Raw genomic sequence first — 20,440 nt, 5'->3', positions numbered from 1 at the left:
AGTCTTTAATGTAAAATAAATGATGAAATTTTAACGATTAACGTGAGAGTTTCTAAATTTTTTATATTTTCGTAAATCCTTAATAAATAAAAAAACATGTCGAAAATTTGGGTTAAAAAGCCACTAAGTGCCTATGAGGCAGATATGAAGAAAAGTGAGCTGAAAAAAGTCCTTGGAAAATGGAGTTTAACAGCAATTGGAGTAGGTGCTATCATCGGTGGTGGAATCTTTGTTCTTACAGGAACAGGAGCCTATTATCACGCAGGACCAGCACTTGCCATTTCCTTTATCATTGCAGGGATCGCCTGCGTTTTTGCTGCATTATGCTATGCAGAGTTTGCATCCATTATTCCTGTAGAGGGTTCAGCTTATGCTTATGCATATGGAACAGTAGGAGAAATTTTTGCATGGGCCATGGGATGGTGTCTCATCCTCGAGTACGCGATGGCGAGTATGGCCGTCTCCGTGAGTTGGTCCGGTTATTTTAATAAATTTTTGAAGATTTTTAATATTCATTTGCCTGCCTATCTGACATCAGACCCGGCAAGTTATACAGGAGATGGTTTTTCAATGAACCTGCCTGCATTTATTCTTGTTCTTTTGATTACTGCATTATTGGTAAAAGGAACTAAAGAGGCAGCAGGAGCGAATAACCTGATCGTTTTAATGAAAACTTCAGCGGTTATCTTTGTAATTATCGCCGGAGTATATATCATCTTCTCAAATACAGATCTTTATAACGCTGTAGATGGGGTTAAAAACTGGAAGCCTTTTATTCCGGATCCGATAAAGATCAAGAATTCCGAGGGCGATATGGTCTCGGCATATGGTATTAAAGGGATCATTTCCGGAGCAGCAGCTATTTTCTTTGCTTATATCGGTTTTGATGCTGTTTCTACACAGGCTGGAGAAGCTATTAACCCTAAAAAAGATGTACCTTTCGCCATCATCGCTTCACTATTGATCTGTACAGCATTGTATATCTGTGTATCTCTTGTATTGACAGGGATGATGCATTATACAGACTTTAATCCTGAAGGAAGATATCCGGATGCCATCAAAGCGCCTGTTGCGTATGCTTTTGAAATTGCAGGAAAGCACTGGGCGAGTAATATCGTAACGATTGCTGCTACCGTAGGGTTGATTTCTGTTGTAATGGTAATGATGATGGGGCAGTCCAGAATCTTCATCGGTATGGCAAAAGACGGGTTGATTCCTAAATTCTTCGGACAGCTTCACCCAAAAACAAAAACACCTTACAAAGGAATTATCCTGTTAGGAATTGTAGTAGCTTTAATCGCTGCATTTACACCAATTTCTACATTGGCAGATATGACAAGTTTCGGAACCCTGTTTGCATTTACACTGGTTTGTATCGCAGTTTGGGTAATGAGAAAGAAAGAACCTAATCTGATCAGACCTTTCAAAGTTCCTGCTTATAAAATCGTAGTGGCATTAGGAGTAATTATCAACCTATATTTGATTTTTAACCTAAGTGCCCATGCATTGGAACTTTCTGCAGTATGGTTATTCTTAGGAGGTTTGGTATACTTCCTTTACGGAAAATCAAACAGTAAACTTAACAACCCTGAAAAATATCAGAATCAGGATTAATAATAATATAAACCGCTTCGGCGGTTTTTTTTGTCCCAATATCAGTATATGAAAAAACTTTTTTCCATTGTATTCCTATCCGTAGGTCTTACCGCGTTTTCCCAGCAGGTGGAAAGCCTTGAAACCATTCTTAACGATAAAATCAGTATCAGAGCGCTGGAATTATATGATAACAAGGTCTGGTACAGCGGTACGGATTCCAAATTCGGGTTTGTAGATCTTAAAGACTATAAAAACCAGAAACAGGTCAGGCTATCTGAAGAAAAACTTCAGTTCAGAACACTAGGACAGAATAAAACTTCTTTCTATGCAATCAATATTGAAAGTCCTGCACGTTTTTTCAAAATTGATAAAAAAGATCTGAAATCACAGGTGATTTTTAAAGATACTGCAAAAACAGCGTTTTATGATGCTTTGCATTTTGTGAATGATAAACTTGCCTATACCTTCAGTGACGCAGATAAAGATCACCTGCTGAAACTGGCAGTATATAAGGATGGGAAATGGAACATGTTTAAAAATAATGTAACGTTAAATGATGGCGAAGCTGCTTTTGCCGCCAGCAATACCAATATTTCATCCTCTAAAAAATACTTATGGATTGCGACTGGAGGAAAAGCTTCAAGAATCTTAAGAATGAACCTGAAAGATGATAAAATAGAAGTGTTCAATACCCCAATCATACAAGGAGAATCTTCTCAGGGAATGTATTCCATCGATTTTTATGAAGACCGTTTCGGAATAGCAGTAGGAGGAGATTATACCAAACAGGATGCTAATATCAATAATATCGCAACCACAACTGATGCCGGCGAGACCTGGCAGATTCAGGCTTCAGGGCAGAACGCAGGATATACAACCTGTGTGAAAATTAAACCGGGATCAAAAGGAAAAGAAATCATTGCCGTAGGAGATAAACATATCAGCTATTCTTCAGATTTTGGGAAGACCTGGAAAAAGATTTCTGACGAAAAAGGATTCTTTGTCTGCCAGTGGATTGATGCTAATAAAGTGGTTCTTGCAGGAAATAGCAAAATTGCGGTGATGAAATTAAAATTTTAAATATCAGGAATAGAATTTATCACTATTGGCCAAAAGCCTGATCATACGTATTTAGACTCATTATAAAATAGAACCTAATATAATTCATAGGTTAAAATTCATAACTAATGGTTAATTTTGTAAGATGAATTTTAATTATGTTAAATTTCATACCCTTATAAAATTTAATTTTCACAATGAACTCTTTAATAGATAAGTATAATATTCCCGGACCGCGTTACACTTCTTATCCTACCGTTCCGTATTGGGATGAATCAACATTTTCACCGGAAAAATGGAAGGAAACCGTAATCAGGTCTTTTCATGAAAGCAATGCAGAGGAGGGAATTTCTATTTATATCCATTTGCCTTTTTGTGAGGCATTGTGTACGTTTTGTGCATGCCATAAGCGTATCACCAAACAGCACAGTGTTGAAGTTCCTTATCTTGAAAGTGTTTTAAAAGAATGGAAATTATATCTTGATCTTTTCACTGAAAGACCTAAACTGAAAGAATTGCACCTTGGAGGAGGAACACCCACGTTCTTCTCACCTGAAAATTTAAGAACATTGCTGGAAGGGATCTTTTCATCAGTGGATATTGCAGAGCATCCTGAATTTTCTTTCGAGGGACATCCAAACAATACAACGAAAGAACATCTTCAGACTTTATACGACCTTGGTTTCAGAAGAGTGAGCTTTGGAGTTCAGGATTACGATCCTAAAGTTCAGAAAGCCATCAACAGAATCCAGCCTTTTGAAAATGTGAAAAACGTTACAGAATGGGCAAAGGAAATAGGGTACAGAGGAATCAGCCATGATCTGGTTTTCGGATTGCCACACCAGAATTGGGAAGCAATGGAACATACCATCAGAAAAACAATGGAACTGAAGCCGGATAGACTTGCATTTTATTCTTACGCCCACGTTCCATGGGTGAAAGGTGTCGGACAAAGAGGATTTGATGAAAATGATCTTCCAAGCGGTGAAGAAAAACGCCGTTTGTATGAAGATGGGAAAAAGCTTCTTCAGGATTTAGGATATATTGAGGTTGGGATGGATCACTTCTCTCTTGAGCATGATGATCTGTATCAGTCTCTGATTCATAAAAAACTTCACAGAAATTTCATGGGATATACATCAAGCAAAACCCAGCTGATGGTAGGACTTGGAATGTCTGCTATTTCGGATTCATGGTATGCTTTTGCCCAGAATATAAAAACAGTGGAAGAATACCAGAAAATGGTTGAAGAAGGTGAAATTCCTGTAGTAAAAGGACATGTTCTGAGCGAAGAGGATCTTACGGTAAGAAGGCATATTCTGAATCTGATGTGCCAGCTTGAAACCACTTTTGATATCAACAACTCTTTCCCTGAGCTTGAAAATGCACTGGAAATGCTGAAAGAGATGGAAAATGACGGTTTGGTTGAGATCAATGGAACTGAAGTTAAAATCACAGAAGCCGGAAGAGCATTCACAAGGAATGTAGCCATGGTTTTTGACCTGAGAATGATGAGAAATAAACCTGAAACAAGGATTTTCTCCATGACAATATAAGGAAAAGCGGTTCAGTTCTGAACCGCTTTTTTATTGACCCGTGGGCTTATTTTGAACTTGTTTAAACTTTTTTGAAACATTAAGATTGTAGTAAGGTGTTTAGAGTATTAAGATGAGCTTCGCTTTAAGCTTAAAAATAGAATGATTTATCTTAACTTAACGATGCTTTACTGCTTAATCCTTCTTAATGGTTTATGAAATATCCAATGCTTTTTGCTTAGTGAAAAGCCTTTGCGATCCTTTTTCATAGAATGTAAAAACCTTAGCGTTTCGTCTGCGCTTAAAACCTGCTATTACTATTTGATAATCAATTTCTGACTATATGATTTCAGTTCCCCGGATTTCAGATTAATATAATACACTCCGGCAGGAATCCCTGAAATATTAATTCCTTTGCCATTAATAATCTGATCCGTTTCCATCACTTTTCTTCCCTCTGCACTGATGATTTCCAGGGTTGCTTTTTTATCTTTCACCCCATCAATGAAAACTTCTTTGGAAGCCGGATTTGGATAAACTTTTATGGTTCCCGGACTACTTTCCTGGGTTCCCAAAGTACCTGTGGTTACTTTAAAAATCTTTCCACTGTTTACGGCAGCTACGTACAATCCTTTTTGGTAATCTTCTCCGAAAGTGGAAAAGTTATTTCCGGAATAAGGAGTTGTCCATGTGATGGCATTATTGCTATCCAGAATTCCGATCTGGGTAGAGCAGTAATCGGCAAAAAAATATTTTCCCTGAAGTGACGGGTACTGCGTTCCTCTGTAGACATACCCGCCCGTGATGGAACATTTGCCACCGGAATGGTCGTATACGGCAACAGGGAAGGTCATGGTGGACTGTGCGGCACATCCTGCAGTATTGTACGCATTATTCCCTTCATAACATCGCCAGCCATAATTTAATCCGGCTGTAGTAATGGGCATTTTGTTGATTTCTTCTATGGCTCCCTGGCCAACATCTGCAATCATGGCGTTTCCTGTTGTCAGATCAAACGAAAACTTCCAGGCATTTCTGAGTCCGTATGCCCAGATCTCGTCTGCACCATCCACTCCGGCTCCTGCAAAAGGATTGTCAGGAGGAATGTTATAGGGGCCTGTAGCATCTACATCTATTCTCAACATTTTCCCCAGCAGCGAATTTTTGTTTTGAGCATTGTTATTCGGGTCACCACCGCTTCCTCCGTCTCCGGTGATAATCCAGAGTTTTCCGTCAGGAGCGAAATGAATACTTCCTCCGTTATGATTGTCGAATGGTTTGGGAATGTTCAGCAGAATTTTTTCAGAAGCAGGATCTGCTACGTTTGGGTCTGTAGAACTCACACTGTATCTTGCAACAATAATATTCCCCGAAGGGTTGTTGTAGTACACAAAAAAATACCCGTTAGCAGAGTATTGAGGATGAAATGCAAGGCCGAGAAGACCTCTTTCGCCGCCAAAAATGATCTTTGTTCCGATATTGAGGAAATTGGTAGCGTTAATTGTCCCATTGGGTTGAATAATTTTAATGATACCGTTCTGTTGAACCACAAAAAGACGGCTGTCATTGGCATTCGTAATCTCTACAGGACTCGTAAGTCCTGTGGCAAATTCTTCCAAATTAATGCTTTGAGAATTAACAATTAAGGAAGAAAAAACACTGATGCAAAAAAGTAATTTTTTCATAATATTTTGAGAGTTAGTGTGTTGGAAAAGTAAATGAAAATTTTATACCAATCGATTTTGAAGACTTCATTATGATAGCATGAAAAAATTGTTAAATCTTAAATAGAAATCACCACACCAATATATCTGGAAATAAACCATTTCTGTTGTTAAAAATTCATAAAATACAAGAAAATCATTATATTTGCCGACTTAATTTAACGTAGTTATAACAAAATGCAAGGAAAAGGACTTATTACAATTGTCGCTATTGTACTAGGGTTGATTTGCTTAAACGAGCTATTACCAACATGGTACGCCAGCAAAATTGAAAAGCAGGCGACTGCTTTTGCAGGAGACAATCCGGAGAAGTATCAGAAAGAAATCGCAAGACTTTCTAAGGATACTTTGAACTTAGGATTCACAAAACTTTATTACACTAAAGCCAAAGACAAGGAAATGAAACTTGGTCTTGACCTGAAAGGAGGGATCAACGTTCTTTTGGAAATTAACCAAAGAGATCTTGTGAATGATTTAACTAATTATTCTACAAATCCTGTTCTTATTGAGGCTTTAAACAAAACTGATGAAGCACAGAAGAATTCTACCAAACCTTACATCGACAACTTCTTCGAGCAGTTCGATGTAATTAACAAAGCTAAAGGTACCAACCTGAAGTTGGCAGATCCCGAAATTTTCGGAAACACAACGCTTACTGAAGTGAAGTACAATACACCTGATGATCAGGTGAAAAGCATTGTTAAAAGAAAAATCGATGCATCTGTAGGAACCGCTTTCGAGGTAATCAGAACGAGAATTGATAAGCTTGGAGCGATCCAGCCAAACGTTCAGAGAGTACCTGGTACTGCGAGAATTTCTGTAGAAATGCCTGGTATGAAGGACATCGATAAAGTGAAGAAAATGCTTCAGACTTCTGCAAAACTTCAGTTCTGGGAAGTACAGCAGGTTCCTGAAATTGCACCTTATTTCCAGACTTTGACAACTATGGTTGCTACAAAAGGAGATTCTATGGGAGTTGCAAAGAATGTGAACTTCATGAGCCTTTTACAGCTTGACAAATTAAGAACAAATGGTGTTGCCAATGTAAAATTATCCGATACTGCTGTTGTAAACAAAATCTTAAACAGCAAAGTAGGTCAGTCTTTACGTCCGGCTAACATTAAATATACACAGTTCATGTGGGGTTACAAGCCTGAAGCTACCGATACTGAAAGTTTAGTATTGTATGCGATCAGAGGTAACATCAACCAAAAAGCTCCGGTAGACGGTGCTGTTGAAACTGCAAACATCAGCTACGATGAACTAAGCAGAGTAGTGGTAGATATGCAGATGGACTCTAAAGGAGCAAAAGAATGGAAAACATTAACCGAGAAAAACGTTGGAAAACCAGTTGCTGTAACTCTTGATAACAGAGTATACACAGCTCCTAACGTTGTTAATGCTATCCCTAACGGTAGAACCCAGATCTCTGGTAACTTCTCTCAGGAAGAAGCTAAAGAACTGGTAGACGTGTTAGGTGCCGGTAAATTACCTGCAGGTGCAAAAGTAGTTCAGGCTACGGTTGTAGGTCCATCTTTAGGACAAGAGGCTATTGATTCTGGTTTAATGTCGTTCATCATTGCATTTGCGATTATCATTGTTTATATCATTTTCTACTACGGTGGAGCTGGGGTTTACGCGGTAATTGCGATGGTGATCAACTTATTCTATATTTTCGGTATTATGGATTCGGGAGACTTTACGCTTACGCTTCCAGGTATCGCAGGTATCGTTCTTACGATGGCAGTGGCGGTCGATACGAACGTTATCATTTACGAAAGAACCAAAGAAGAATTATTCGCCGGGAAAAGTATTCTTGAAGCTTACAAAGATGGTTTCAAACATGCATTAAACGCGATTATTGACGGCCACACTACGACTTTCCTAACGGCAGTTGTATTGTTCTTCTTCGGAACAGGGCCTATTAAAGGTTTTGCATTGACGTTGATGATCGGTATCTTAATGACATTATTCACGTCTGTATTGCTTTCAAGAGTAATGATCTTCTCAAGATTAAATAAAGGAAAAGGACTTTCTGTATGGACTCCGGCAACGAAGAACCTGTTCAGAAATACATGGATCGATTTCATCGGAAAGAGAAAATATGCTTACATCGTTTCTGCTGTTCTTACAGTTGTATGTATTATTTCTATCGCAACACACGGTTTCAAATACGGTATCGACTTTACCGGTGGTAGAAACTATGTCGTTAGATTTGATAAAGATGTAAAAGCTGAAGATGTTGAAGAAAAATTAGTAGCATTATTCAAAACTGAAGATGGTAAAAACTCTTCTGTAGAAGCTAAAACTTTCGGAAACAACAAACAATTAAAGATCTCTACAGATTACCTTATCGAAGATGAATCTTTAAAGGCTGACCAGATTATCGAACAGAAATTATTCGAAGGTTTAAAATCAAACTTACCGGCAGGAACGACATTGAAAGATTTCAAATCTGCTGATAAAGACCACGCAGGAATCATTTCTTCTGAGAAAGTAGGACCTTCTGTGGCTGATGATATCCAGACTCACGGTATCTATGCAGTATTAGCGGCATTAGCAATGATCTTCATCTATATTCTTGTAAGATTTAGAAAATGGCAGTTCTCTCTTGGAGCGGTTGCTGCATTATTCCACGATGCGGTAATTATTTTAGGAGCCTATTCATTGCTTCACAAATATATGCCGTTCAACATGGAGATCAACCAGGATTTCATCGCTGCAATTCTTACTGTGTTGGGTTACTCAATCAACGATACGGTAATTATCTTCGACAGAATTAGAGAATACCTGAGAGAGAAAAAATCTTTAACATTGGCAGGTCTGTTTGATGACTCTATTTCAAGTACATTGGGTAGAACATTCAACACCTCATTTACAACGATTCTGGTGATCCTTGCGATCTTCATTTTCGGTGGAGATAACTTGAGAGGATTCATGTTTGCGATGTTAATCGGTATTGGATTCGGTACTTACTCATCCATCTTTATTGCGTCTGCAATTGCTTACGACTTCCTTAAAACAGGAAAAGAAGAAGAGGTACATGGAAAGTCCACTTCTGCAAAAGAAGAACTTGCTTCAAAGTAATACAAACTACAATAAATTAGTAAGGGCCGTTTCGAGAGAGACGGCCTTTTTTTAAAGTTAAAGTCAAAAAATCACGAGCAGCTATTCATGATCATGTTGGCTTTACTTTTTTTTAATAATCATATTAACTATTCATATCATAATTTAGAATCATTATTTTTCAGATTTGATTAATTTTGCACCATCATGGAAAATTCAAAGAAAAAAGCAGCTATAGGCTTCATATTTATTACTTTACTGATCGATATTACAGGATGGGGGATCATCATTCCTGTTGTTCCCAAATTAATTGAGGAACTTATTCATGCAGATATTAGTGAAGCCGCAAAATATGGTGGCTGGCTCGGATTTGCCTATGCATTTACCCAATTTATATTCTCTCCGTTAGTCGGAAATCTCAGTGACAAATACGGACGAAGACCCATCATTCTGATCTCTCTTTTCGGATTTGCAGTAGATTATATTTTCCTTGCGCTGGCTCCCACGATCTGGTGGCTGTTTTTAGGAAGAATCATTGCAGGGATTACGGGAGCAAGTGTCACTACTGCCAGTGCTTATATTGCCGATATTTCCACTGATGAAGACCGTGCCAAGAATTTTGGACTGATAGGGGCAGCCTTTGGTCTTGGATTTATCATTGGGCCGGTTCTGGGCGGAGTTCTCGGGCATTATGGAGCAAGAGTTCCTTTCTATGCTGCGGCAGGCCTATGTTTACTTAATTTCCTTTACGGTTATTTTATCCTTCCTGAAAGTCTTGATAAAGATAAAAGAAGAGAATTCGACTGGAAACGGGCTAATCCAATAGGTTCATTTAAATTTCTGGGGAAACATCCTGAGATTTCCGGTCTTATTGTTTCGTTGATATTAATTTATATTGCAGGCCATGCTGTACAGAGTAACTGGAGTTTCTTTACCATGTATAAGTTCAGTTGGACAGAAAGAATGGTAGGAATCTCATTGGGAGTAGTAGGTTTGCTGGTAGGTCTTGTACAGGGCGGGCTTATCAGATATACAACACCCAGGCTGGGAGAGCAGAAAAGTATTTATTACGGATTGGCTTTCTATGCTGTAGGAATGCTGTTGTTTGCGTTTGCTTCAGAAGGCTGGATGATGTTTGTGTTTCTCGTTCCTTACTGTTTAGGAGGAATCTGTGGACCGGCTTTACAGTCTGTTATCACGAAAAGTGTTCCCTCTAATGAACAGGGAGAACTTCAGGGGGCATTAACGAGCTTAATGAGTGCTACATCCATTATCGGACCTCCGATGATGACGAACTTGTTTTACTATTTCACGCATGATGAAGCACCATTCAAATTTTCAGGGGCACCTTTCTTTTTAGCCTTTATTTTAATGGCAGTAAGTGTTGTGATTACGTATTCTGCTTTTCAGAAAAAAAATAAAAATTTAGTTGATGTAACCTCGGAAAAGGATTTTCATAAGTCATAGTTCTATTGATGAGCTATAATTGATTTTCGGGTTATCTTTCAATAATTTTACAAGTCTTTTTTATGTATTTTGAAACAAAAAACCAAATTATGAATACATCAGATCTGGAAAAGTATTTGGAACGGATTCATTTCTCCGGAACTCCTGAATTGAGCATGGAAACATTAAAAAGGATCCATCAGCTTCATCCGAAACATATACCCTTTGAGAATATTGATCCTTATACAGGCACGGTTCCTTCTTTAAAGTTAGATGATGTTTTCAGAAAACTGGTGATCGAATCCAGAGGCGGATATTGCTATGAACAAAATCTGCTTTTAAGTGAAGTTTTAAAAACATTAGGTTTCAATGTAAAGCTTCAGCTTGGAAGGGTAGTGTGGGGAAGGCAGGAAGACAGTATGGCGGCACAGACTCATCTCTTGCTTATTGTGGATTTTGATGGTGATCAATATGTGGTAGATTGCGGATTTGGAACAGCTACGCTTACTTCACCCATACTTTTAAATAAAGAAGATCAGCAGCAAACACCCAACGGAATATTTAAACTTTCCCACAAGGAAGAAACCTATACACTCTGGATGTCGAAAGAGCAGTGGCTTCCGGTGTACCGGTTTATTCCTGAGCATGTAGAACTTATTGATCTGGATATTTCCAACTGGTATCTGTCTACCCATCCGGATTCCCATTTTAAAAACAGACTGATTCTTTCAAAAGTAGATGAAAATGCCCGCTATACCTATACGGATCACGTGCTGAATATACGCTCCGGCGATGGTGAAAAAGAAGCTGTAGCGATAGAAAATGATGTACAGCTTTATGAAATACTGATGAATACTTTCGGCCTTAAAGAAAATGCAATAGAAGCACTAAAGTCAAAAGTCAAAATCTGGTAAGACTTATAAAATATAATAAACGGGAAGCTCACTGAGCTTCCCGTTTTGATTAAAATCTGATTTTTATGAAAATAACTATGGATAAAGGGATTTTGTCCCGTTACTTACAATATTGCTGCCCAATCCGGAGAATGACACAGAGAAATTAGTGGAATTAAAGCTTAAAGAACCTGTAGGAGTACAAAGTCCAAGGGCATAACGGCATTGTCCGTAGGCACCTGTTCTTTTTATAATTTTACTCTCACTTTTCGCTTTTCCTAAGCTGATGTATCCCCAATCACTTACATCTGCATTGGAAACGGTGGATCCTGAATAATAAATGGTAATCTTATATCCGGCTTCACCTCGTTTAGAACCCCAAAGCCAATTGGCTGTCCACCACTGTTTATACCATGTAGAAGCTACTTTTGAAGCTTCGCTGTCAGATGTTTCTGAATTTCCCCGGGTATCCATCATCACAAGACCTCCGAAGATATTGTCCCAGATAATTCCTGAGTCCCCATAAAAACACAATGTGGTAAATTTTCCGCTTTTTCCGTTCCATGTTACTTCCATAACCTGAGTGCCCGGTTTTACTTCTTCGGTGATGGCTTCTTTTAATCCTTGTTGTGCAGTTGTCAGATCCTCTCCGGTATACAAATCTCCGATTTTTCCGATTTTTACAGAGGATGGATCCATTATGTTCCCGGAAGCAATGAACTGATTTTGATCCGTAATAAGGCTTTTGGAAAGTTCAACACCCTGTTGGGTTGAAATTTTTCCCAGCACCGTTACTCCGGTAATCTGTAAATCATTTTTTAAATAGGTTTCGAGATTTTTGCCGGACTCATTCAACTGATGTTGTACTGCTTCAGGAACCATCTGGGAAGAAGAAGGAGTGATCTCTTTTTTCAGATCGTCTACGGTTACCTTAGCCTGAATGGTTTCCTGCTGGTTCACCTCATTGTTTTCATTCCGGCAGCTGTGAAGTACCATTACCGATAACACGGCAAAAACTTTAAAAGTAGTTACTAGTTTTTTCATAATTAATATTGATTTGGTTGTGTATTATAAATATACATAAATATTATTTAATTCTCATTGTTTTGAATTAAATATTTGTTAATTAATAAGTGGAGGTTGCAGGTGTTAGGAGCTACGTTTGAGAGTTTGAGAGTGGAAGAGTTTGAGGGTTCAGAGTTCTAAGTTCAAGTTTGTGGGTAAACAGGAATAAAAAGAACCCGCAACTCGCCCTCGTAACAACACCAAAAACTCGCTACCAAGCAACCTGCACCAAAATAATCGCGAAACCCGCAATCCGTCTAAAAAACATTAAACCTTAAACCTTGAACTTTGAATCCTGAACTTCATTATAAAATCTTAAAATTTGTTTAAATTTTTAGTTTACAGTCCATAAATGCAATAATCTTTCGTAATTTTACGCCATGGAATTAAGCATTGGAGAAATGGCACTCATTGCCATTGCAATCGTTGTATTATTCGGTCCGGATAAGCTGCCCCAGATTGCGCGTGACTTAGGTGCAGGCGTAAGAAAGATGCGTGGAGCAGTGGAAGATATTAAAACTGAAATTATGAAAGAAACAGATAATCCTGTTTCTGAAATCAAACGTGAGATTGAGAAGGTAAAAGATGCTGCAAAAGATTTCAATCCGATGAATGATATTCAAAAAGATATTCTGACGGAACCTTCTTCTTCTGTTGCTTCCAATGAGCCGCCAAAACCAAAGCCTGCAGATGATGAGACTTATGAAGGACCTGTAAGCAGATAATCATGGAGGAAATCATTCAGGAAGATAAGAAGGTATTTCTTTACCTTAATAATTTGGGAGATTCATCTTTTGATCAGTTTTGGATGCTGATTTCAAGTACCTGGATCTGGGTACCTCTCTATATTATATTTCTTTATTTTTTATACAAAAACCATCAACTAAGATCATTAGTTTTTATCCTTATATTTCTGGCCATCGGTGCGACGGTTTCTGATCAGCTGGCCAGTGTTTTCAAATATGGTGTAGCAAGGTTGAGACCCTGTCATGACCCTACACTGGAACATCATATGAGAATCGTGAAATGCGGTGGGCAATATGGTTTTTATTCTGCTCATGCTTCCAATACATTCTTTTTGGCATCCTTTTTAAGTATTTTATTAAAAAATAAGCTTAAATGGTTTCCATATGCTATATTTGTATGGGCTCTGGTGGTTTCCTACAGCCGGATATATTTAGGAGTGCATTTCCCGATAGATATTTTGGTGGGGGCGTTTGTTGGATCTTTATTGGGAGTGATATTTGGTGCACTCGCCAAAAAAGTGATCAACAAACAAACTATAAACTCATGAAAAAAACTTTACCAGCAGTAATTTCCCTCTTTTTCGCTCTTCATTTCTATGCCCAGAATAAAAAACTGGCGGAAGAATGTTTCCAAAAAGCTGATTATAAGTGTGCAGAAGAACAGTATTTAAAACTGGCAGAAAAAGAACAGATCCAAAAATTTCAATCTGAATATTACGATTACCTCGGAACAGCTCAGAGAAGACTTGGAAAAACGACTCAGGCTTTTAAGTCTTATGATTCTGCTTTAAAAGCAAACCCTATGTCAATTTCTGTATATGTGAATCTGTCATCGCTTTACAGCCAGAAAGGAAACAAAGTAAAGGCATTGGAATATGTAGAGAAAGGACTCAAAGTAAATCCTGAAACAGCAGATTTGTATCTTACCCGTTCCAAAATATACGACAGCCAGGGGAAAAAAGATCTTGCCATTAAAGATCTTAATCAGATTCTCACTTTCGCTCCGGACAACATTTTTGCAAAAACAGGGCTTGCCAATCTGAAAAAAAATAATGGTGACCTGGATGGAGCGTTGAAAGATTATAATCAACTTCTTGCTGAAAAACCGGAATCATTACTTTATAACGGAAGATCAGACGTCTATTTTAAAATGAAAAAATATAAGGAAGCGCTGGCAGATGCTAATAAAGCAATTTCCATAGATCCGAAATTTGCCCAGTCTTATGTAAGCAAAGCCATAATTCTCCTGGACACCTCCAAACTTAAGGAAGCCTGTGAAAACCTGGATAAAGCAGTGGCTTTAGGCTATGAAAAAGCCATCCTCAGTGATTCTTATGCTAAATGTGTAAAGAAATAAATTTAAAAAAATATTCTGCCAAATCATTAAAATAAATCCACACTAAAACAAATAAAGAGATAGAAAGAGATGTTGAATATTGTTCTTGTAGAGCCCGAAATACCCAATAATACAGGAAATATCGGAAGATTGTGTGTAGGAACCGAAAGCAGATTACACCTGGTTCATCCGTTTGGATTTGTAATTAATGATAAAAACCTGAAGCGTTCCGGATTAGACTATTGGGTGCATCTGGATGTTTCTGAATATGCAGATGTGGATGAATGGATCAGTACAATCCCTGACAGGTCACGGGTTTTTTTAATGAGCTCCCATGCCGAAAAATCATATCTTGAAACTGATTTTCAGGACGGAGACTGGCTGGTTTTCGGAAAGGAGAGTGTAGGATTGAGTAAAGAGGTTCTGGACCGTTTTGAAAATCATCTGACCATTCCTATGTCAAAACTCATCAGGAGCTTTAATATTGCCAATTCCGTTGCTTTTGTGGTGGGTGAAGCCAAGAGGCAGATCAGTATGAAATAAAAAAGAGGTTGTTTCAGAAATGTCATTCTGAACACAGGCTGAAAGTCTGCGAACGTAGTTCAGAAATGTAATAAAGAATCTCATGCTTCTGTTTGTCAATGAGATTCTTCCTTGGTCAGAAATCGAAGATTCGACGTAGTCAATGACAAAAAAACAATTATTTGACTTTTGAGATAATACCTTTTGTTTTAATCGTTATGATAAGGTTTACCCTGCAAAATCTGGTCAGCGCGGTAAAGCTGTTCTACAATAAACAGACGGATCATCTGATGGGTAAAAGTCATTTTGGATAAAGACATTTTTTCATTGGCTCTGCTGTAGATTTCTTCGGCGAAGCCATAAGCGCCTCCGATCAGAATATGTACTTTCTTGACAGAAGAATTCATCCAGGTGTCAATTTTCTGTGAAAACTCGCGGCTGGTAAACTGTTTTCCTTTTTCATCAAGAATCACCACCAGATCGTTTTTGTCAATATGGTTTAAGAATAATTTAGCTTCTTCCTTTTTAAGAAGGTCTGGGGATAGGTTTTTGGCATTTTTCACATCCGGAATTTCTGTAATTTCAAAATTCCAGTGTTTGGGTAAACGGTTGAGATAATAATTGATTAAAGAGGTAATTTCCTTATCATCTGTTTTTCCGATACAAAGTAAGCTGATTCGCATTGTAAGAAGTTTCAAAGGGCAAAGATAGGGTTTCCCGGTTAATTTGTTGCCGGTTTTGGGGTTGCAGTTTCGGGATTCAAGGTTATTTGTTTCGGGTTTCGGGATTCGAGTTGTAGGTTATATTAGTTGCGGGTTATCATGAACCTTTGACTCTCAACGTTAAACTCTCAAATTCTCCCACTCTCAAATCCCTAATCCCTAATGCCTGATCCCTAAAACCTGCCACCTGCTACCTAATATCTGCCACCTATCTTTTCCCATTTAATTTAATTCCCCTACCTTTGTATAAAGACAAACAGATCGATGAGTGTAAAGGTTCCTAAATTTATTTTAAAGATTCAAGATTTTTTTGACAGCATCCATATTCCTGTTTTGGGAATATCACTTTGGCAGATGTTTCAGATTTATATCTCCGGGATTTTTAAAGGCAAAATAGGGAGAAAAGCGGCTGCTATTTCGTGGAGTTTTACCATAAGTCTGTTTCCGTTTATTCTGTTTTTGCTTTCTGTACTGCCTCATATGCCGCTGTATGATGAACTTCAGTTCTATATTTTTGATGTGTTGATGCATAATGTTTTTCCATCCAACATGGAAGGAGACGTGAAAGGATACATTGTAAGCAATATCATACCAAATATGAAAGGAATCAGTAACCTGACCATTCTTCTGGCTCTTGTTTTTGCAACGAACGGTACATTTTCCCTGATCAACGGATTTAATGAAAATACAGATGAAAAATTAAGTGACGTAAAAGAGTTTATCCTGTCATTTTTTATTACGATAGGCTTTATTACCATCGTTTTTTTAACGCTGTTCGGGGTGTATTATGCCGAGGTCGTGATGAAACTTTTTACGCCGGCTTATGATGTAACCTGGCTGGTAGATAACCTTTCTAAAATTATCGGATTTGTTTCTTTTCCGCTTTTTTATTTTATACTTCTGACCTTATTTTACTGGCTGGGCACTGTGAAGATTACAAGATTCCGACAAGCGGTTCCGGGAGCTATTCTGACTACAGTATTGTTTGTGGTTACAACGTATATTTTTGCCATTTATGTAAAGGATATCGCCCGGTATAATGTTCTTTACGGATCCATTGGCAGTATGATTCTACTGATGGTTTGGGTAAATGTCAATGTATATCTCCTGTTATTCGGAAATGAGCTGAATATGGCGATCCGAAAACTCAGAATAGAAAAGCTGCTGTCTGATGAGATAAAGAAAGAAGCCTCAGAATATCATGCTCAGGTTACTGAACCTGACTTTGATAGTGATGAGGAACACAAAAGAAAATTGGAGAACCGGAAGAAAGATTAATTCTCTTCCAGTTCAGGGTTTTCTTTTGAGCTTATGCTCAGTATGGTAAATCCGGCAATAGCAGCAATAAAGGATGCAATAAGAATCGCAAACTTCGCTTCGTCCTGGATAGGAATTTCTCCTTTGAAAGAAAGCAATGCAATAAAAATAGACATGGTAAACCCGATTCCGGCTAACAATCCTACACCAATCATCTGAAGCCAGTTACTGTTTTGAGGCAGGGAACTGAGTTTTAATTTAATAGCAATCAATGAAAACAAATTGATCCCGATCAGTTTACCTAGAACCAATCCACAGATAATTCCCAGTCCTAAAGTACTTGTAACTCCTGCCACCATTTCACTGGAAAAAGTGATATTCGTATTCGTTAAAGCAAATATTGGCATAATTAGAAAACTTACCGGAATATGAAGCTGATGCTCCAGTTTTTCCAAAGGTGAGATTTCTACATTCGAAGCATTGGTAGGAATGGAAAATGCCAGTAAAACACCTGCTATCGTCGCATGAATTCCGGAATGATGAAGGAAATACCATAAAAACAGTCCCGGAATGATATAAAATATAGTTTTGGTTACTTTTAAAAAGTTTAAAATAAAAAGTAAGGCTGTTACCCCAAAGGATAGCAGGAGATAGCTCCAGTGAATTTGTTCTGTATAGAAAATAGCAATCACAAGAATCGCTCCCAGATCGTCTACAATAGCTAATGCTGCCAAAAATATCTTGATAGAATTGGGAATCTTTTTACCTAGCATCGAAATGATAGCCAGAGAAAAGGCAATATCAGTTGCCATAGGGATTCCCCAGCCATTGCTGTATTCCGTTCCTGTATTGAAAATACTGTAGATAACGGCGGGAATAAGCATTCCGCCTACTGCTGCAAAAATAGGAAGGGAGGCATTTTTAAAAGAAGAAAGCTCACCTTCTACCAATTCCCGTTTTATTTCAAGGCCAACCAGAAGGAAGAAAACTGCCATCAGACCATCATTGATCCAGATGCTGACAGGATATTCCAATCCAAAAAGATGCGTTCCCACCACTTTGTCTAAAAAATGCTGAAAGTTCTCCGCCGCAGACGAATTGGCAATAAGCAATGAAATAAGTACACAGAAAATAAGAATAATTCCTGAGGACTGACTGTTGTTGAAAAATTTTTTAAAATAAAGAGATAAATTCATGTTTACGATTGTACCCGTCTCACTCTGGAAACACCATTAATATTTTTAAGTTTTTTAAAGGTCTCTTCCAACTGACCTTTATTTTTGACTTCGAGGTTGATATTTCCTGTGAAAACACCATTGTTGGATTCAATAGACATACTTTTCATGTCCATCCCCATACTTCCGCTGATGACAGTCGTGATATCATTGATCATCCCCATTCTGTCAAGTCCTTCAATTTCAATTTTTACTCTGTTTTTGAAGCTTTCCGCATTCACCCACTTGGCAGGAATGACACGGTAATCGTACTGTGCCCTCAGATTGATCGCATTCGGACAGTTGTCACTGTGTACCTTGATTCCGTCTGAAATTGTTATGAATCCGAAGATTTTGTCTCCCGGAATCACGGTACAGCATTTTGCATACGTGTAGTTAAGTTTCTCTTCATCCTTCCCAAACACAATCATGTCCAGGTTTTCCTCTTTCGGCTCGTCAAAATGCAGATTTTTATTGGGCGATTTTCTGAATCTTGAAAGTAAGTTGTTGAATACGTTTTTACTTTCTATATATTTTCTCAGGCTGCTTACATCCAGTTCATTACTTTGGAATTTAAGGAAGAGCTCCTGGGAGGATTTTAAATTAAAGAACTTCTGAAGTTTATTAATTTCATCATCATTAAAATTAATTTTCGCATGACGAAGTTTTCTCTGCAAAATTTCTTTTCCTTCTTCCACCAATTGGTTTTTCTGAGAGTTCAGATAACTTTTAATCTTGGATTTGGCCTTAGATGTCACAACAAATTCCAGCCAGTCCGATTTAGGTTTCTGGTTCTGAGAAGACAGGATGTCTACCTGATCTCCGTTTTGAAGGATGTAGGAAATAGGAACCAGTTTTCCATTGATCTTGGCACCTAAGCATTTCATTCCCAGATCGGAGTGAACAGAGAAGGCAAAATCCAGAGCGGTAGCATTAGTCGGAAGGATTTTAATTTCTCCTTTTGGCGTAAAGACAAATACTTCTTTGGAATATAAGTTAAGCTTAATGTTATCCAGAAGCTCCGAGGTGGAAAGATTCTGCTGCTGTTCCAGTACTTCACGGATCTCAGTTACCCATTTTTCAAAATTTCTGTCATCAGAACTCTGTTTGTAACCTTCTTTGTATTTATAGTGTGCGGCAACCCCTTTCTCAGCAATTTCATCCATTCTTTCGGAACGGATCTGTACTTCAATCCATTTTTTATCAGGGCCTAAAACCGTTAAATGTAAACTTTCATATCCTGTAGAACGGGGCTGGGTAATCCAGTCACGCATTCTGGAAGGGTTACTGTGGTATACATCCGTAACGATAGAGTAAATTTTCCAGGCCAGGAATTTTTCATTTTTCGCATCCGATTTATAAATAATTCTGATGGCGTAGTTGTCAAAAACCTCTTCAAAGGAAACTCCCTGTTTCAGCATTTTTCTGTAGATGGAAGAAATAGCTTTCGCGCGGCCTTTGATTTTAAAGTTTAAGCCTTCTTCATGAAGCCTTTCGGATACTTCCTTCTTAAATTCTTCAATATACCTTTCACGGCTTTCCTTAGCCAGTTCCAATTTCTCCGTGATCTCGTTATAGACTTCGGGATTATTATACTTTAAAGAAAGATCTTCCAGCTCGGATTTGATATTATACAATCCAAGACGGTGAGCCATGGGAGCATAGATATACACTGTTTCCGAAGCAATTTTTTTCTGCTTATCAGGAGCCATGCTTTCCAGCGTCCTCATATTATGGAGACGGTCTGCAATTTTAATCAGAATCACTCTGAAATCCTCAGATAATGTCAGTAAGAGTTTTCTGTAGTTTTCAGACTGCACAGAGATATTCTGGTGGTTCATGATGGAAATTTTCGTCAGTCCATTCACGATATTGGCAATCTTTTCTCCGAATATTTTTTTCAGGTCTTCGTAAGTATAATCAGAATCTTCAATCACATCGTGCAGAAGTGCACAGGCAATAGAAGTAGCACCCAGCCCAATCTCTGTTGCTACAATTTTAGCAACAGCAATAGGGTGGTAGATGTAAGGTTCTCCGGATTTTCTCCTTTGATCCTTGTGGGCATCCAACGCGATATCGAATGCCTTTCGGATGAGCTTGTTATTTTCCTCATCCAATGTTCTGTATGTATTAGAGATCAGGTCCTTATATCTGGCAAGGATCTCTTTATTCTCTTGTTCTAAATCGTAGCTCATTTGTGCACATGCCTATAATTAGACGAAAATACGAAATTTTTTACTTTTTTCAAACATAAAAGAT

16 protein-coding genes are annotated in these 20,440 nt (G+C 38.1%); 11 read left to right on the top strand and 5 right to left on the bottom strand.

Annotated features, from left to right (window positions below; genetic code table 11):
- Window positions 1-96: 96 nt before the first annotated feature.
- The 3 genes from DEU40_RS18080 to hemN all read left to right on the top strand — a co-directional run bounded on the left by DEU40_RS18080 (window position 97) and on the right by hemN (window position 4,211).
- Window positions 97-1,614 carry an amino acid permease gene (locus tag DEU40_RS18080; protein ID WP_110011136.1) on the top strand — a complete coding sequence of 506 codons (1,518 nt, stop codon included), beginning with the start codon at window positions 97-99 and terminating at the stop codon, window positions 1,612-1,614.
- Window positions 1,615-1,662: 48 nt separating this feature from the next.
- A complete protein-coding gene (locus tag DEU40_RS18075; RefSeq protein ID WP_110011135.1) occupies window positions 1,663-2,676 on the top strand; it encodes a WD40/YVTN/BNR-like repeat-containing protein in 1,014 nt (337 codons plus the stop codon).
- A gap of 176 nt (window positions 2,677-2,852) precedes the next feature.
- Window positions 2,853-4,211 carry an oxygen-independent coproporphyrinogen III oxidase gene (gene hemN / locus DEU40_RS18070; protein WP_110011134.1) on the top strand — a complete coding sequence of 453 codons (1,359 nt, stop codon included), beginning with the start codon at window positions 2,853-2,855 and terminating at the stop codon, window positions 4,209-4,211.
- 296 nt (window positions 4,212-4,507) lie between these two features.
- Here the strand turns inward: hemN and DEU40_RS18065 are convergent, their stop codons facing one another.
- Window positions 4,508-5,875 carry a PQQ-dependent sugar dehydrogenase gene (locus DEU40_RS18065; protein ID WP_110011133.1) on the bottom strand — a complete coding sequence of 456 codons (1,368 nt, stop codon included), beginning with the start codon at window positions 5,873-5,875 and terminating at the stop codon, window positions 4,508-4,510.
- Between the two features lie 216 nt (window positions 5,876-6,091).
- Here DEU40_RS18065 and secD point away from each other — a divergent pair, with 216 nt between their 5' ends.
- The 3 genes from secD (at window position 6,092) to DEU40_RS18050 (ending at window position 11,340) form a co-directional block, all read left to right on the top strand.
- The gene (secD, locus tag DEU40_RS18060) at window positions 6,092-9,001 is read left to right on the top strand and encodes a protein translocase subunit SecD (RefSeq protein ID WP_110011132.1); all 2,910 of its coding nucleotides are present in this window, start codon (window positions 6,092-6,094) and stop codon (window positions 8,999-9,001) included.
- Between the two features lie 186 nt (window positions 9,002-9,187).
- Window positions 9,188-10,447: a TCR/Tet family MFS transporter gene (locus DEU40_RS18055; protein WP_110011131.1), complete on the top strand. Its 1,260-nt coding sequence runs from the start codon at window positions 9,188-9,190 to the stop codon at window positions 10,445-10,447.
- An 89-nt stretch (window positions 10,448-10,536) separates the two neighbouring features.
- Entirely contained in the window at window positions 10,537-11,340 is an 804-nt protein-coding gene (locus DEU40_RS18050; RefSeq protein WP_171006222.1) for an arylamine N-acetyltransferase family protein, read from the top strand.
- Window positions 11,341-11,415: 75 nt separating this feature from the next.
- On the opposite strand, the gene DEU40_RS18045 is transcribed toward DEU40_RS18050, so the two are convergent.
- Entirely contained in the window at window positions 11,416-12,363 is a 948-nt protein-coding gene (locus tag DEU40_RS18045; protein WP_110011129.1) for a hypothetical protein, read from the bottom strand.
- Window positions 12,364-12,764: 401 nt separating this feature from the next.
- On the opposite strand from DEU40_RS18045, the gene DEU40_RS18040 reads away from it, so the two are divergent.
- The 4 genes from DEU40_RS18040 to DEU40_RS18025 all read left to right on the top strand — a co-directional run bounded on the left by DEU40_RS18040 (window position 12,765) and on the right by DEU40_RS18025 (window position 15,009).
- On the top strand, window positions 12,765-13,109 hold the full coding sequence (locus tag DEU40_RS18040; protein WP_110011128.1) for a twin-arginine translocase TatA/TatE family subunit: 345 nt from the start codon (window positions 12,765-12,767) through the stop codon (window positions 13,107-13,109).
- 2 nt (window positions 13,110-13,111) lie between these two features.
- Window positions 13,112-13,678, top strand: coding sequence for a phosphatase PAP2 family protein (locus DEU40_RS18035; RefSeq protein ID WP_110011127.1), 567 nt, complete (start codon window positions 13,112-13,114; stop codon window positions 13,676-13,678).
- Window positions 13,675-14,487, top strand: coding sequence for a tetratricopeptide repeat protein (locus DEU40_RS18030; RefSeq protein WP_110011126.1), 813 nt, complete (start codon window positions 13,675-13,677; stop codon window positions 14,485-14,487). Before DEU40_RS18035 ends, DEU40_RS18030 begins: the two co-directional genes overlap by 4 nt.
- Window positions 14,488-14,556: 69 nt before the next feature.
- Window positions 14,557-15,009 carry a tRNA (cytidine(34)-2'-O)-methyltransferase gene (locus tag DEU40_RS18025; RefSeq protein ID WP_110011125.1) on the top strand — a complete coding sequence of 151 codons (453 nt, stop codon included), beginning with the start codon at window positions 14,557-14,559 and terminating at the stop codon, window positions 15,007-15,009.
- Window positions 15,010-15,197: 188 nt separating this feature from the next.
- On the opposite strand, the gene DEU40_RS18020 is transcribed toward DEU40_RS18025, so the two are convergent.
- Window positions 15,198-15,671: a 23S rRNA (pseudouridine(1915)-N(3))-methyltransferase RlmH gene (locus DEU40_RS18020; protein WP_110011124.1), complete on the bottom strand. Its 474-nt coding sequence runs from the start codon at window positions 15,669-15,671 to the stop codon at window positions 15,198-15,200.
- Window positions 15,672-15,974: 303 nt separating this feature from the next.
- Here DEU40_RS18020 and DEU40_RS18015 point away from each other — a divergent pair, with 303 nt between their 5' ends.
- Entirely contained in the window at window positions 15,975-16,988 is a 1,014-nt protein-coding gene (locus DEU40_RS18015; protein WP_110011123.1) for a YihY/virulence factor BrkB family protein, read from the top strand.
- Here the strand turns inward: DEU40_RS18015 and nhaA are convergent.
- Complete coding sequence (nhaA, locus tag DEU40_RS18010) at window positions 16,985-18,163, bottom strand: Na+/H+ antiporter NhaA (RefSeq protein ID WP_110011122.1); 1,179 nt, start codon at window positions 18,161-18,163, stop codon at window positions 16,985-16,987. The genes DEU40_RS18015 and nhaA overlap by 4 nt on opposite strands.
- Before the next feature lie 2 nt (window positions 18,164-18,165).
- Window positions 18,166-20,376, bottom strand: coding sequence for a RelA/SpoT family protein (locus tag DEU40_RS18005; protein WP_110011121.1), 2,211 nt, complete (start codon window positions 20,374-20,376; stop codon window positions 18,166-18,168).
- Window positions 20,377-20,440: the final 64 nt, after the last annotated feature.

Source organism: Chryseobacterium sp. AG844 (genome assembly GCF_003182335.1).
Classification (GTDB): Bacteria; Bacteroidota; Bacteroidia; order Flavobacteriales; family Weeksellaceae; genus Chryseobacterium; species Chryseobacterium cupriresistens.
Note: the sequence above shows the minus strand (reverse complement) of the source record. Positions and strands in the feature narration are given on the sequence as shown.